Source organism: Catalinimonas alkaloidigena (assembly GCF_029504655.1).
Classification (GTDB): domain Bacteria; phylum Bacteroidota; class Bacteroidia; order Cytophagales; family Cyclobacteriaceae; genus Catalinimonas; species Catalinimonas alkaloidigena.
In genome coordinates, this window is record NZ_JAQFIL010000001.1 from 3164188 (window position 1) to 3179291 (window position 15104).

Consider the following 15104-nt stretch of genomic DNA (forward strand, 5'->3'; position numbering starts at 1 on the left):
TTTCGGGCAGTTCTTGAGTTTCACCCTTCTTATAGGCTGATTATCAATATTTTTAGCGCCTAAAAATAAGAAAAATCTAACACCTATGCTTATTGCCTTTAAACAACACAAATTCAGGTAAAGATAGTTATACAAAATGCTTGCCGAAAACTCAGAGAAGGGAAAAGTGCGTTTGAGATTTTTTTATTCGTCTTTTAAAGACAAAACGGGATTAGTTTGTGTAATATGCAAACTATGATAGCAGGAGGTGAACATTGCCAGCAAAAATACTATGCTACCCGCAATGAAAAGTTGCATCCAGTCAAAAGTCACATGGTACTCAAATAAGCTCAGCCAGCGGAACATGATCATTCCTGCCAGTGGCAGTGAAATTACGATTGCGAAGCCTACATTGGTCAGTGTATCTTTACTCAACAGATAAAATATTTGCAAACGCCTGGCTCCCATCACCTTGTGTATACCCATAGCTTTGGTTCTAAGCTGTGCGTTCATGGCACTCATCCCAAAAAGGCCCATGCAGGAAATAACAATGGTAAGAATTGAGAAAAAAATAAACAGATCTATCATATGCTTTTCAGTTCTGTACTGCGCGGCAAGCTCCTGTTCTAAAAAACTGTAGCTGATAGGAATATCCGGAAGAAAAGTCTGCCATGCAGATTCTATTTCTCCTACTTTATCGCCTTGAAGTTTTACCAACGCATGAGTTCCACCTTCAGGATTGAGGATAATGATCAAAGGTTCAATCGCATAATGGAGCGATTGGTAATGAAAATCTTTTACCACCCCAATAATTTCTCCCTCACCATCAAAACTGAGGCTTTCTCCTACTGCCCTATCCCATTGAAGTCGTTTACTTAAAGCTTCATTAATAATATACTGATGTTCACAGTCGCAAGCATCCCTGTAAAAATTATTACCCTCCACCAGTGAAATTCCTAGTACTTCCAGATAATCTGCATCTGCATAGATTGCATTAACAGTTACCTCAATATTGTTCCCATCCATCTCCTGAATAACTGTCCCCTTTAAGTATAGATTACCGGGCTTAGCACCCAATGTGACGCTTTCAGCATAATTCTTATCCAGTAGATACTGTTTAAAGCTGCTCATTACTTCACTTTTTTCAGGTACCTCAGGTATAGATAGTACCATTAGCCGTTCTTCGTCATAGCCTAATTGCTTGTTCAGCATAAAGTCTAACTGCTGATATAGAATCAAAGTACAAAGGACCATCCCTGTAGCGATAGAAAACTGGATCAGCTGTAGTACTTTATGAAAGCTCTTAGGTGAACTGTTGCTAAAATGATTCTTTAGAGCTTTTACAGGATCTGAAGAAGCCAGAAAAAACGCAGCATAACTACCAGCAAAAATGCCAATCAATAACAAGGTCATAACAAGGTACAAAAAGATGTTTTCGTACAACAGACTGTTGATATTCAGACTTATGTTTGTCGAAGCATACCAGAAGGGTTCCACTGCCTGTATCAGGAGAATAGCTATTACAGTAGAAATTAGCGTAAAAAGCAAAGACTCACTTAAATATTGAAACACAAGTTGGGATTTACGAGCTCCTATTACTTTGCGAATACCTACTTCAACATTTCTTTTGATGGACTGGGCTATAAACAGATTGATGAAATTGATCGCTGCAATCGTTACCAGAAATATGGCGATAATACTGAGCACAACGATAAGACTCATATTCCCTTTTTCTTCAGTATCTCCGATCAAATCATTTGTAAAATGCAGATCAGCTATCGCAATAGCTTTATGATAAACATAAGATTCTTCTGTACCCCACTCTTCCTGCAATACAGGTGTAAACCAATGTTGATCAAAATTTTGCAAACTCAACTGTAAATCTGATAGTGCTGTATTTTTCTTTAGTAGAATGTACGTATATGCCTGAAAGTCTAGCCATTCATACTGACTATCATTCAATGATACCAAGGCTTCAAAGCGCAAGTCTGAATTTTGTGGTATGTCTTTGATCACCCCTCCTACTGAGTAGATTTTACGATTCAGCATCAAGGGTCTTCCCAGCATATCATCATACCACACATCTTCAAAAAATTTGTCCGCCAGACTTTGGGTTAAAATTACGGTGTTTGGCTTTTTTAAAGGATTATTATTTTCTTGTGCCAGCCATTCTACCTCAAGTATATCAAAAATCTCAGGGTCCGCCTGGTAAAATTTGTGTTTACTATTTACCTGATAGCTGCCCAGTTTCACAACGGCTTCCATTGGTACAGCGCGGGCAGCAACTTCTATTTCATCTATTAACTTTTGTACCTGTTTAGCTACCGACATCGCAGTTGGAGCCAAATACTCACTTTTAGCACCAGCGGAAAGTATACTGCTAAGCCTGTATATCCTTTCGTGCCTAGGATGATAATTGTCAAAACTAAGTTCAAACTGTATGTAACGGAACATTAAAAACGCAGCGCTGATCCCTATTGCCAATCCAAAAATACTTATCCCGGAGGAAAGCTTATTCCTGCTGATGTTTCTGATAGCGGAGAGCAGATAGTTTTTTAGCATGAAAAGAAGTATTTAAACTATTTCACTTTAAAGACTGCATTAGTTATCTCTCAATGACTTAACCGGATTTGCAGTAGCTGCTTTCAATGTATGAAAACCTACTGCCAGGATGGTTATTAAAGCAGTAAGTAAAACTGAGACGATGAATGTAAATACTTTGATATCCGTCTGATAAGCAAAGTCACTTAGCCAATCTCGCATCAAAAAGAATGCGAGTGGAAAAGCAATGATTACCGCAATCCCTATTAATATCGCGAAATCTTTGTATATGAGCAGGATAATATGTTGTACGGTGGCTCCAATCACCTTCCGAATTCCAATTTCCTTATCTCTTTGTTGTGTAGTGTAAGCAGCAAGCCCTAACAAACCTAAACAGGCAATAATGACGGTCAATGCTGAAAATAAAGTAAAGATCTGCCCTCTTTTGATATCAGCCTGGTATTGCTCATCAAAATCTTCCTCAAGAAAAGAATACTGAAGAGGTTTGCCAGGATTTAACTCAGCCCAGTTTTCTTCTAAAGCTTCTATGCCCGCACTCAGGTTATCTCCTTTTAGCTTTACATGAAGTTGAAAGTTACTTTCTCTGAAAAATATTGCAAGAGGCTCAATTGTGTTATAAAAGGATTGTTGATGATAATCTTTTACCACACCCACTACGGTATATACCGGATCAGGAAGAGAATCGCTACTGTTTGGCAGCGTAAATGTTTTTCCGAGAGGCTTTTCCCATGCCATGCGAGCCACCATTGCCTCATTCACCAGGGCTGCAGCAGTATCTGTTGCGAATTTCCTGTCAAAATTTCTACCATCTACAATTTCAAACCCCAGGACATTCACAAAATCGTAATCTGCAAAAAAGACATCTATGCCCTTTTCTTCATCACCCTGCTTCTCAGTCTCAACATTCATGATATTTTTTGAAATCCCTTCACCGGGTTTACTATTGGATGATGCTACATCGATCACCTGTGGATTGTCCAGCAATCTGTTTCTCAATACTTCATAATTGTTTCTGAGTTCTTCTTCCGGCATCTTTACAGATACGACATGCTCTTTATCAAACCCCAGGTCTTTACTTCTGATAAATTGAAGTTGATCATAAACTACCAGCGTACTGATCACCATTGTGATAGAAATAGCGAACTGGGCAACTACCAGCACTTTTCTGAGACCGGCATTACTTCTTCCGCTGCTTTTCTGGCCTTTTAATACTTCAGCAGGTTCAAAACCTGAAAGATAAAAGGCTGGGTAGCTTCCGCCTGCTGCCCCAACTATAAGGATAATGGCTAAGAGGCTGAGCATGACTTTGGGTTGGAGTAAATAAGAAAATAAAATTTCCTTGCCCGATATATAATTAAAGCTGGGCAATAAGATAGCAATCAGTACCAGGCTAATAATCAGTGCGATGACAGTTATAACAATGGACTCAGTAAGAAATTGTCTTATGAGTTGCCAGCGAGATGAGCCCGAGGTTTTTCTGATACCTACTTCTTTGGCACGACGGGCAGCTCTGGCAGTGGCCAGATTCATGTAATTGATGCTGGCGATAAGAATCATAAAAAAGGCAACCGAGGCGAAGATATATATGTAGGAGATATCTCCTCCTCCTGACTCCCCTGCCAGATTGGAGTATAAATGTATACTTTCCAGAGGTTGAAGTTCGTACTCCATCGTCACCCCAAAATCTTCAAATATAGGCCTCAGATGCGTTGTATAAATCTGCTCACTAAAATTTACTTCAAAAGACTTATCATCAGCATTTTTGTTGAGCAGCACATAGGTAGGTACGCCCCAACTCCCCCAGGAACCTATTTCATTGGGTAGTGTGGTACGTGAAATTAAAGCATCAAATTCAAGATGGGAGTTATAGGGTAAATCTTCTATAACCCCCGTAATTTCATATGTCTTGTCTCTGTTTTGTAAGCTTTGACCGATAGGGTCTTCATCGTCAAAGTATTTTTCAGCAGCAGAGGCGGTTAATACCAATGCATTGGGTTGCACTAATGCCGTAGATGCATTTCCGCTGATAAAATCAAATGTAAATACGTCAAACACTGACGAATCCGTATAATAGAAACTTTCCTCATAAAACCTTCTGTCTTTTTCAGGATTAACAAAAAGCTCACGGCCTGTCCTGATAAATCTAACCGCCCTGCTCACCTCACTGTATTTTTCTTCTAGTTCCTGAGCGAGAGGTATTTGGGCATTCGGCCAGCTAAAAGCATTGTCAGGTTCCTGGAAATGGGTTACTACACGATAGATTCGCCCCTTTTTCTCATGAAAGGTATCATAGCTTAACTCATCTAAAATATACAGCACTAAAAAAAGGCTACAGCTAATACCAATCGTAAGGCCTAGAATATTGATCAGGCTGTAAATCTTTTCTTTGGTAATGTTTCGGATGGCTACTTTGATGAGGTTACGGAACATAGCAGATTGACGTTAAGGTTGTTTCACAAAAATATCAAAGGCTGTGCCCTATAGCTTTAATACTGATAATCAACAACTTATAATGAAAACTCAATCTTCCGTTGCCCGCATTCGGACAATAAGTGTTCAGAATTGCACACGCTTCATCCCAGGCCATAAAAAAAGCGGCAAGCTTTTCAGCCTCACCGCCAGTATATATGCTAATAAACTTGTTTACACATGGAATTTCTCTTTGATGTTTTCAGTCACCACCATACCATCAAATAAGTTGATCACCCGGTTGGCATAAGTTGCATCATGTGGAGAGTGTGTTACCATCGCTATCGTAGTTCCTGCCTTATTCAGTTCAGATAACAGGCTCATCACTTCTTCACCATTGGTGGAATCAAGATTACCAGTCGGCTCATCCGCGAGTATGAACTTAGGATTGGCGACTACGGCTCTGGCGATGGCTACACGCTGCTGCTGACCACCGGACAACTGCTGAGGGAAGTGGTTTCTGCGGTGCATGATATTCATATGCTCCAACGCGTCTTTCACTTTTTTCTCACGCTCAGATGAGGGTACTTTCAGGTACAATAATGGCAACTCCACGTTCTCATGTACAGTAAGCTCATCAATTAAGTTAAAGCTCTGGAACACGAAGCCTATATTACCTTTGCGAAGCTGAGCTCTTTGCCTTTCAGAATACCTGGATACTTCATGATCCATAAAATGGTATTCACCGCTACTTGGATTGTCAAGCAGGCCCATAATATTAAGTAATGTAGATTTACCACAGCCTGAAGGCCCCATAATGGCTACAAACTCTCCGGTTTTAATTTCAATATTGATATCGTTAAGTGCTGTAGTTTCTACTTCATCTGAGGTAAAAACTTTCTTGAGGTTACGCGTACGAATCATAGTGTTGAATTTTAGTTTTTTGGGATTAGGTATAGGGTACTAGGGTTTAGTATTTTTTTGGTGATCGTTTCTTGATTTTTTTGATAAAAATATTTAGCATTTTTTTTGCAACCACAAGCTCTTCACACAAGATTTCGTATGCTGCTAATGGTAAATAACCTAAATCTTTGGCTAATAACAACTGATACTCTAACTCACTAGCCGATCCCATTGTAATTATTATAAACCTTTGTAATTCATTATCTGAATATCTTCCACACCCTTCAGCGATATTAGTTAGCACAGCGAATATTTTCTTATTTGTAATATCAAGCCATATTTTTCATCATCGGGAAAAGTTTGAGAAATTTCGTATACTTTTAATGTCATTTTATGAAATGCTTCCCAAACCCAAACGAAGTGATTTAAAGTCAATTATATAGAATGAGCATCCTATTAGTATTGTGTCCTAAAACCTAATATCTAATCTTACAACTCCTAAAAAACCAGAACCTCATTGTCTCCGAAGTTCTCATATGAAGATGTTATTACTTTCTCACCTGCTTCGAGTCCTTCCAGCACTTCGTAGTATTCAGAATTTTTTCTACCTAAGCGAATATCTCTTTTGTAAGCCCGGCTTTCATCATTGTTCATTACAAATACCCAATTCCCACCTGTATCCCTGAAAAATCCACCGGTAGCAAGCAGTATCGCTTCTTCAGAACTTCCCAGTTCCAGACGTATTCTGAGCGATTGTCCGCGACGAATTCCAGCAGGAACTTCACCGATAAAGCGCATATCTACTTCAAAATTACCTTCCGAAACCGTTGGATATTTTTTGTAGATCTCCAGGCGATATTCCTGTCCATCAGATAAGGTACCGGAAGCTTGCTGCCCAACCTCAATCCGGGGTAAATACAGTTCGTCAATGGCTACCCTTACCTTAAAGCTATCTAATAAGGCTACCTGACCCAAACGTTCACCCGCATTGATGGACTGCCCAGGTTCCCAATCCGGAGAAGTAAATAACCCCTTGGTTGGGGCGGTAATGATCAGGTTATTCAAAAGATTACTTACAGCATCTAGACTTTTGAGCATTCTTTCTTCAGACATACTGATTTGCTTAAGCTGCATTGATCGGGATATAGAGTCAGATTTATAGGATGCGTAAGTCAGTTCCTGACGACGTTTGTTGTATTCAAATTCCTCTTCAACTTCTTCCAGCTCCCGTTGAGATATCAGTTTTTTATCTGCAAGCTCTTTAAAACGGCTGTATTGAGGCTTCAATAGCTGAAGTTGATAATCAATTTGAGCAAGTTGAGCTTTTTGATTTAAGTCATTCTGATCCAGTTGTAAGCGAGTTTGACGTAGAAGGTTTAGCTGTTCGTATAACTGGCTCTCTCTTTCCATCACACTAAGCTGTAAGTTAGAATTGTTCAATGTCATGATGGTATCTCCTTCTTCAACCAGGGCTCCTGACTCTAAGATAATTTCATCAACTACGCCACCTTCAACCGCATCAAGATAAATCGTTTGGCTGGGCATTACAATTCCTGTCTCAGGAATGTACTCTTGAAATATCTTCCTTGAAACATCAGATACCGTAATTTTCTCTTTTTCCACGTTTAATTTTGACCGATTATCCGCGAAGAGAAAACTATATAAAATGAATGAAAGCAGACCTACTCCCAGTACCAGGCCTACGATTCTGCTCGTCGTCCATTTCTTCTTTTTTATTTTACGATCCATTCCCATATGATGAAGATATTTTGCGGTTGTGCTTCCGTTAAAATCCGGACTTTGTGCATTATTATGAATTAATCAAGATTTACACAAATGATTGCTCCTTTTCATTCTATAACTTTACGAACACTGTGCCAAAGGGAAAAAAGCCGTAATTCGTTATTATTTGCCTTTTAAAAGCAAAGAGAGTGTACGTTAACGAACAATTTTTGTACGTTTGTGTACGATTAACATTCTAATTAGTATTAATTTAAACGCTGAGCTTTTTTAAAATTTATATCCCTTAGAAACCTCCAAGGTACTTTAAAAGGATATTTCACCCTTAACGGTACCATTATTAATTGTATCGGTACAGTCTTTGAATTTTACGTTTAGTGAAAACAACTTCACTCCAAATTAGTATGAGCAGAAAAATTAATAAAACCGGTAAAATTCTCATCATCGATGATAATGAGGATGTGCTCCAAGCCGCCAAAATATTTCTCAAAAGACATTTCCTGCAGGTAGATACTGACAAAAACCCTGGTGCTATTCCTGCCCTGATCAGTAACGAGCAATATGATGTCATTCTGCTGGACATGAATTTTACGAAAGATGTCAGCAGTGGTAAGGAAGGCTTCTTCTGGCTGGACCAAATCTTAGAACGAGATCCTTCAGCAGTAGTCATTATGATCACTGCTTATGGCGATGTAGACATGGCGGTAAGAGCCATTAAAGAAGGTGCCACTGACTTTGTACTCAAGCCCTGGAATAACGAAAAGCTACTCGCAACAGTATTAGCAGCGATGCGCCTCCGTGAATCTCGTCATGAAGCCCATCAGTTGAGATCTCAGCAGGAAATCATGAATGAGGATATCAATTCAAAGTTCAAAGACATCATAGGTAGTAGTCCTTCCATGATGAAAGTTTTTGAAACGATTGAGCAGGTAGCCAGCACCGATGCCAATGTGCTCATACTTGGCGAGAACGGTACTGGTAAAGAAGTAATTGCCCGAGCGATTCACCGTCGTTCCAAAAGAGCTGATAAGGTATTCATCAATGTTGACTTGGGGGCGGTGACAGAAACCTTATTTGAAAGTGAGCTCTTTGGTCATACCAAAGGAGCCTTTACAGATGCAAAACAGGATCGGGTAGGTCGTTTTGAAGCAGCATCAGAAGGAACCCTCTTTCTAGATGAAATTGGTAACCTTTCACTGCCCTTACAGGCCAAGATGTTGACGGCTTTACAAAGCAAAAAAATCACACCTGTAGGCACGAATAAAATGATTGATGTAGATGTCCGCTTAATTTTCGCGACCAATATGCCACTTTATGATATGGTCAAGAAGAATGAATTTCGTCAGGATTTACTGTATCGTATCAATACCATTGAGATCCATTTGCCTACCTTACGGGAGCGTTTGGATGATCTTGAACCCTTGGCTATGCATTTTCTGAGTTTGTATTCTAAGAAATACAACAAATCCATTCATTCAATCAGCCCCAGTGCCATCAAGAGGATGCAAAAATACCACTGGCCCGGCAATATTCGTGAACTCCAACATTCAGTAGAAAGAGCCGTCATATTGAGCAGCAAACCTACCTTACAGGCAGAGGACTTTTTCTTCAATGCGGAAAACAACAAACAGGCCGACGGGCAGGAAGAACTTCATATAGAAAAATATGATTTGGAAGAGGTGGAAAAGCTGTTGATAAGAAAAGTATTGAAAAAGCATAATGGAAATATTTCCAAAGCTGCAGGAGACCTTGGACTGACCAGGGCCTCATTGTACCGTAGGCTTGAAAAGTATGATATATAATCGTTTTGAATGGGCGCTACTGGTCAGGATTATCCTCCTTTCAGCCAGTATGCTGCTTTGTTTATATTTTATTTTTTATACCAACCGCATTGCCAGTGGTGTTATAGTATCTCTTCTGGTTACATATCAGATTTACGAGCTTTACCAGTATGTGCTGGAAACCAACAGGAAACTGACCCGCTTTCTTGAAGCCGTCAAGTATTCAGATTTTACCGCTGGCTTCAACCGGGACAGCAAGTTAGGGGAAAGTTTTGGAGACCTTAATCGTATGTTCAATGAGGTATTTGATGCTTTCAGGAAAGCAAGAGCTGAAAAAGAAGAGAATTGGCAATACCTTAAAACTGTAGTTCAGCACGTAAATGTGGGACTGTTGTCCTATGATGAAACCGGTAAAATTGAGCTGGTCAACAACACTGCCAAACGATTCCTTAAAACCAACCAACTCAACAAAATCAGCGATCTGGCTAAGGTGAATTATGATCTTTACAATATCATCAATCAGTTGCCACCTGGTTCTAAGACACTTTATAAACCAAGTCCTGACTTACATTTATCCATCAATGCAACTGAACTCAGGCTTAGGGGCAGTGCATATAAACTGGTTTCTATCCAAAACATTTTGTCGGAACTTCAGCAGCAGGAAATTGAGGCATGGCAAAATCTTACCAAAGTACTGCGCCATGAAATCATGAACTCTATCACCCCGATTGCCTCCCTGGCCGGAACTGCAATTGATATAATTCAGGAAGATGTGGTTTGTGAAAACGGCATGGTTTCTTTTAATGAAGAGTCATATGAGGACATCACCATGAGTCTGAGAACGATTGAGAACCGGACAAAAGGGCTGGTAACTTTTGTTGAAGCTTACCGTAATTTTACCAGCATTCCTCAACCCGACTTTGAAAGAGTACAAATTGATGAAATCATAAGAGAGGTAGTTCAGCTGATTAAGGCAGGTGGTGTAGCTAAAGCTCATGTTCAAATTGATGTAAAAATCAATCCTCCTCATCTGATTGTAAGGATAGATCCTAAGCTGATAGAAATGGTGCTGATCAATATTTTGAAAAACGCGGCTGAAGCCCTGGAGGAAACGGAGGAACCTGCTATTATTATTTCTGTCTTCACTGATCATGAACAGCGGGTTTTTATTGAAATAGCGGACAATGGACCAGGCATTGAACCTGAGGCGCTTGAAAAAATCTTCATCCCATTTTATACTACTAAAAATCATGGTTCAGGCATCGGACTCAGCCTTTCTCAGCGTATCATGCAGATGCACCACGGTAATTTAACTGCCAGATCTGTAGTAGGGCAAGGGACTACTTTTACCCTACAGATATAAAAAAAAGCAACCAAAATGGCTGCTCAAATTCATACACCTAATTTTCAGCAAATTATGAGGTTTTCTCAACTTCAAGTTTTTCTACCTTTACAGTTTTTTGAATTTCTTTCTTTTCAGGATTAACGGTATAAGTTGGACAAATATGCGCATAACACCCACTTAGGAGCACTCCTGAAACCAAAGCAATTGCAATTTTCTTCATATTCCTGTCAGTTAAATTTTATTCAAATTAATAATTTGTGTTAGAAAAATACAATTTTAATCAGCCCAATATATTACATCGTAAGAATGAAAGGATGAGCATATTCTTATCACAAAATTCATTGAAGTCAGGATCAAATGTTCATTTTTTCAATGAAGTTTCATTATCAATTTTTAAGCCACTTTGATTTAAATGAAAATAATTTGATTTTTTAATATCATAACTCTATTGGTGTATTGTGTACGAAAATGAACACACTATATTCAAAAACGGACGCTCATGTATAAGTAATATGCCATTTAGCCCTGAAAAATGGCGTTTTTCCATTGGCATACTTATTGGCAAAACCTATGTACAACCATAAACCCTAACTTCTCCTATGTTAAAGCTCATTGATATTGACAAATATGTACAATCTCGTTTTAAGAAAACCTTTATTCTCAAAGGGATAGAATTAGAAGTAAGAGAAGGTGAATTCTTAACGATTATGGGGCCTAGTGGTGCGGGTAAATCTACGCTGCTAAACATTATAGGACTGCTAGACCCACCTTCTGCTGGAGAATATTTTTTATTGGACCAGCCGGTACATAAGCTTAAGGAAAGACACAGAAGTGAATTACAAAAACATACCATTGGATATGTCTTTCAGGCATATCACCTCATTGATGAGTTAACTGTTTTTGAAAACATTGAAACCCCACTGCTTTACCAAAATATGAAGGGAAAAGAACGAAAGGCAAGGGTAGCTGAACTACTTGACCGTTTTCAGATGGTGGCAAAAAAAGACCTGTTTCCTGAGCAGCTTTCCGGAGGACAGCAGCAACTGGTAGGTGTGGCCCGGGCGATCGCTGGAAAACCTAAACTTCTGCTGGCCGATGAACCTACCGGAAACCTTCATTCTGAGCAGGGCAAAGAAGTAATGGAGCTTTTTAAACAGCTTAATAAAGAGGGAATGACCATTATTCAGGTAACACATTCTGAAGATAATGCCCAATATAGCGACCGTATCATTCAGATTGTAGACGGTGCACTTGAAAGCGATGAAAAAGTAACAAGAGAACAAGAAGCATAAATATATGTCAATTCGTATATCAGCATTAGCCTTAATATTCACTTTTTTCTTCTCCTTAATAGCAAAAGCTCAGGAGGAAAACCTAGTACTCACCTATGAGGAGGCAGTAAACATTGCCTTACGAGAAAATATTCAGATCAAACAGCAGGAGAATATTCTGGAAACCAGCAGAGCAGAGCGCTCAGAGGCTTTTGCCAACCTTGCTCCCAATGTAAGCTTTAATGCTACGGGTCAGCGTATTTATGGAAGGCAGTTTGACCAAACTTCAGGTGATTTTACCGATGAACAGGTTAACCGACTAAATGGTGGATTAAGCGCCAATATTACCCTTTTTAATGGATTCAGAATTATCAATACCATCAAGCAAAGACAACATGCTGCTGAATCTCAGCTTTATCAGATTAATCAAACAAAGCAGGATGTAGTCTTTAATGTGTCACAGCAATACTTACAGGTATTACTGAACCAGGAATTACTTAGAATAGCAAAAGCGAACCTTGAACAACAAAATGAATTGGCGGAAAGCATCAGGATATTTGTAGAAGCGGGAACCAGAAATATCGCGGATCAGTACAATCAGGAAGCTGAGGCCAAACGCGCAGCGCTAACTGTTGTAGAGAGTGATAACCAGCTTAAAATTAGTCGGGTTCAGTTAATTAGGCTATTACAAATTGACCCTTTTAAAGACTGGATATTTAGCGAACCGGCACTTTCACAAGCAGAACTTTTACAGGAGAACATCTCTCTGGAACAAACTTATAATACTGCCATTGCTAACCGTCCTGATATCAGACAACAGGAAACCAGTATTGAAGCCAATAAATACGGCCTTAAAGCTATGCGAGGCTTGTACTATCCACGACTTATATTGGGCTATGAGCTTTATTCTCAATATTCAGACCTAGAAGTCAGGTATGGTTTCAGTGAGCAATTATTTGATATTAATCAATCTCAGGTTTTATATCTTAATTTGAGTATTCCAATATTCAATAATCTAAGTACAAAAACACAGGTACAGAGAAGTAAGCAGTTACTAAATAATTCCATGCTGGATATGGAAGATTTAGAAAGAAACATTTTTGAGCAGGTACAGACCGCAATTGCTGATTATGAAACTGCGCAGGAAAGAATTGTTGCCGCGGAAGCACAAGTTAGGGCCGCGGAGAAAGCTTTAGAAGCTGAAAAGGAAAGATTTAGACTGGGTGTTGGAAATATACTTGACCTTACTCGTGTCAATGCAGCATATGTAGAAGCGCTTTCTACCAAAGCACAGGCCGATTACCAGATTATCTTCCAAAAGGCTGCGCTTGAATATTACAAAGGCAAACTTCAGTGATCTCTGGAAGGTTATGAACTGACTAACTACAGTAAAGCTGTTTTACGCAGCTTTTTTAGTATAAAACTTTTTGCAATGTTTCCATTTTGATGGAGGTTTCCATCCATTCTTTTTCAGCCTCAGAGTCAGCAGTGACGCCTGCACCGGCATAGATTAATGCTTTTTTTCCTAGCAATTGCATGCACCTCAGGTTAACGAATACATTGACCTCATCATTGATATTTACAGGTCCCAGAAAGCCCGCAAACAATTCTCGGTCATAGTGCTCATGTTCGGCGATAAATTCTAAGGCTGGTTCTTTGGGAAGTCCACAGACTGCGGAGGTCGGATGAAGCAACTTTAGCATCACAGAACCTAACTCATAAAAATTCACTTCATCCATATTCACCGTAAAATCTGTTCGTAAGTGGAGCAGGTTACCCGCTTCCACTGTATGAGGACCATCCTCATCAAATTCACGAAGGCGGATTTTTTTGAAACAATTGATGATATACCGGCTCACCATCGCCTGTTCTTCTATTTCTTTACTTCTCCAGGCAGCATTTTTTATGTTATTTTCTGCATCCAGCTTTTGGGTCCCTGCCAATGCCATGGTGCTAAAAATTCTTTTGCCTTCGTTGATAAAAGTCTTGACGAGTATTTCAGGAGATGCGCCTAACCACACTCCCAGGCCGGGCATAGCAATCGCAGATACAAAGGCATGGGGGTACATTTTACACATGCGCTGGAACGTTGCAGCTATACTAAAGCCTTCAGGCAATTGTACATACTGACAACGGGAAGGTACCACTTTTTTAAAACGCTGTTCCTGAATCTGCCGCTTGGCGGATTCCACAAGTTTTATGAACTGATCTTTATTCATTTCCTGCCTGCCAGTATGAGCCTGTTCCGGGTCACCAGGTTTCGCAGAAAGTTGATAGCCGTCTTCTAAATCATGTAATATCTGAGCTTTGATATCTTCTACTGTACTTATCCAATGTTGTTCAGTAGCGTTTGATACAATCTCATTATGATGACTATTGTAATGCAGGTCAGCGTGGATATAATTGGCTTTGCTAACCTGGGTATAATCTTCTTCAAAAGCGCTCACAATGAAGCCGGGAGGCATATTTTCCAACTCAACATCTACCAGCTTGACCTCACCTGAAACATCCATGATGATATGCTGCACATTGTCATCTGGTAACTTCCAAGCGGCAATTGGTAATTTTCTTTGTTTTCCAACTTTCAAAAAATGCGCATGAACTGCTTGTGTATCAAACAATAAAGTCTGTTTAATATCTAATGCTTCTTCCATAAATCTTTAAACCTGTTTATCTAATACCGCAACGGTCAATCGGCTTATACAAATCAATTTCTCCTGCTCGTCCACAATCCGAACTTCCCAGATATGCGTTTTCCTTCCTATATGAATTGCTTTTGCCTTACCATACACATACCCTTCTTTCACAGCTTTGATGTGGTTCGCATTGATCTCTAACCCTACACAAAATTGCTTTTCTTGATTGATACACAGGCTGGAAGCAATGCTACCCAGTGTTTCAGCCAAAACTACCGATGCTCCACCATGTAACAAGCCCATGGGCTGCTTAGTGCGATGATCAACCGGCATTTTACCACTTAAACTCTTATCACTTACATCTGTTATTTCTATATCCAGATGCTCACACATATTCCCCTTACCCAAGGCATTGATCGAAGCCAAACTGGCACTACTATCTATCATAATTTTCTTAACTTCGGAATTTTGAAATTAA

At 39.5% G+C, this 15104-nt stretch carries 12 protein-coding genes; 4 read left to right on the forward strand and 8 right to left on the reverse strand.

The annotated features are described in order from the left end of the window. Positions 1-183: 183 nt before the first annotated feature. From OKW21_RS12950 to OKW21_RS12970, 5 genes are all read right to left on the reverse strand, one after another. Positions 184-2541 carry an ABC transporter permease gene (locus tag OKW21_RS12950; RefSeq protein WP_277479958.1) on the reverse strand — a complete coding sequence of 786 codons (2358 nt, stop codon included), beginning with the start codon at positions 2539-2541 and terminating at the stop codon, positions 184-186. A gap of 39 nt (positions 2542-2580) precedes the next feature. Continuing rightward, on the reverse strand, positions 2581-4971 hold the full coding sequence (locus OKW21_RS12955) for an ABC transporter permease (RefSeq protein WP_277479959.1): 2391 nt from the start codon (positions 4969-4971) through the stop codon (positions 2581-2583). Between the two features lie 213 nt (positions 4972-5184). Continuing rightward, positions 5185-5874: an ABC transporter ATP-binding protein gene (locus OKW21_RS12960; RefSeq protein WP_277479960.1), complete on the reverse strand. Its 690-nt coding sequence runs from the start codon at positions 5872-5874 to the stop codon at positions 5185-5187. A 46-nt stretch (positions 5875-5920) separates the two neighbouring features. Further along, entirely contained in the window at positions 5921-6157 is a 237-nt protein-coding gene (locus OKW21_RS12965) for a four helix bundle protein (RefSeq protein ID WP_277479961.1), read from the reverse strand. A 194-nt stretch (positions 6158-6351) separates the two neighbouring features. Continuing rightward, positions 6352-7608, reverse strand: a complete 1257-nt coding sequence (locus tag OKW21_RS12970; RefSeq protein WP_277479962.1) for an efflux RND transporter periplasmic adaptor subunit — start codon at positions 7606-7608, stop codon at positions 6352-6354. Positions 7609-7997: 389 nt separating this feature from the next. On the opposite strand from OKW21_RS12970, the gene OKW21_RS12975 reads away from it, so the two are divergent. Further along, positions 7998-9395 (forward strand): sigma-54-dependent transcriptional regulator, encoded by a 1398-nt coding sequence (locus tag OKW21_RS12975; protein WP_277479963.1) that lies wholly within the window; start codon positions 7998-8000, stop codon positions 9393-9395. Then, positions 9385-10737, forward strand: coding sequence for a sensor histidine kinase (locus OKW21_RS12980; RefSeq protein WP_277479964.1), 1353 nt, complete (start codon positions 9385-9387; stop codon positions 10735-10737). Before OKW21_RS12975 ends, OKW21_RS12980 begins: the two co-directional genes overlap by 11 nt. A 52-nt stretch (positions 10738-10789) precedes the next feature. Here the strand turns inward: OKW21_RS12980 and OKW21_RS12985 are convergent, their stop codons facing one another. Beyond that, positions 10790-10939: a hypothetical protein gene (locus tag OKW21_RS12985; protein ID WP_277479966.1), complete on the reverse strand. Its 150-nt coding sequence runs from the start codon at positions 10937-10939 to the stop codon at positions 10790-10792. Between the two features lie 379 nt (positions 10940-11318). Here OKW21_RS12985 and OKW21_RS12990 point away from each other — a divergent pair, with 379 nt between their 5' ends. Further along, positions 11319-12011 (forward strand): ABC transporter ATP-binding protein, encoded by a 693-nt coding sequence (locus OKW21_RS12990; protein ID WP_277479967.1) that lies wholly within the window; start codon positions 11319-11321, stop codon positions 12009-12011. Positions 12012-12015: 4 nt separating this feature from the next. Continuing rightward, positions 12016-13347, forward strand: coding sequence for a TolC family protein (locus tag OKW21_RS12995; RefSeq protein ID WP_277479969.1), 1332 nt, complete (start codon positions 12016-12018; stop codon positions 13345-13347). 55 nt (positions 13348-13402) lie between these two features. Here the strand turns inward: OKW21_RS12995 and OKW21_RS13000 are convergent, their stop codons facing one another. Beyond that, positions 13403-14644 (reverse strand): chorismate-binding protein, encoded by a 1242-nt coding sequence (locus OKW21_RS13000; protein ID WP_277479971.1) that lies wholly within the window; start codon positions 14642-14644, stop codon positions 13403-13405. A 6-nt stretch (positions 14645-14650) separates the two neighbouring features. After that, positions 14651-15073 carry a hotdog fold thioesterase gene (locus OKW21_RS13005; protein ID WP_277479972.1) on the reverse strand — a complete coding sequence of 141 codons (423 nt, stop codon included), beginning with the start codon at positions 15071-15073 and terminating at the stop codon, positions 14651-14653. Positions 15074-15104 lie beyond the last annotated feature (31 nt).

Coding starts and splice junctions, on each gene's coding strand:
- OKW21_RS12975 (WP_277479963.1), top strand. CDS start 7,998: ATGAGCAGAAAAATTAATAAAACCGGTAAAATTCTCATCATCGATGAT.
- OKW21_RS13005 (WP_277479972.1), bottom strand. CDS start 15,073: ATGATAGATAGTAGTGCCAGTTTGGCTTCGATCAATGCCTTGGGTAAG.
- OKW21_RS12995 (WP_277479969.1), top strand. CDS start 12,016: ATGTCAATTCGTATATCAGCATTAGCCTTAATATTCACTTTTTTCTTC.
- OKW21_RS12950 (WP_277479958.1), bottom strand. CDS start 2,541: ATGCTAAAAAACTATCTGCTCTCCGCTATCAGAAACATCAGCAGGAAT.
- OKW21_RS12985 (WP_277479966.1), bottom strand. CDS start 10,939: ATGAAGAAAATTGCAATTGCTTTGGTTTCAGGAGTGCTCCTAAGTGGG.
- OKW21_RS13000 (WP_277479971.1), bottom strand. CDS start 14,644: ATGGAAGAAGCATTAGATATTAAACAGACTTTATTGTTTGATACACAA.
- OKW21_RS12960 (WP_277479960.1), bottom strand. CDS start 5,874: ATGATTCGTACGCGTAACCTCAAGAAAGTTTTTACCTCAGATGAAGTA.
- OKW21_RS12980 (WP_277479964.1), top strand. CDS start 9,385: ATGATATATAATCGTTTTGAATGGGCGCTACTGGTCAGGATTATCCTC.
- OKW21_RS12990 (WP_277479967.1), top strand. CDS start 11,319: ATGTTAAAGCTCATTGATATTGACAAATATGTACAATCTCGTTTTAAG.
- OKW21_RS12970 (WP_277479962.1), bottom strand. CDS start 7,608: ATGGGAATGGATCGTAAAATAAAAAAGAAGAAATGGACGACGAGCAGA.
- OKW21_RS12955 (WP_277479959.1), bottom strand. CDS start 4,971: ATGTTCCGTAACCTCATCAAAGTAGCCATCCGAAACATTACCAAAGAA.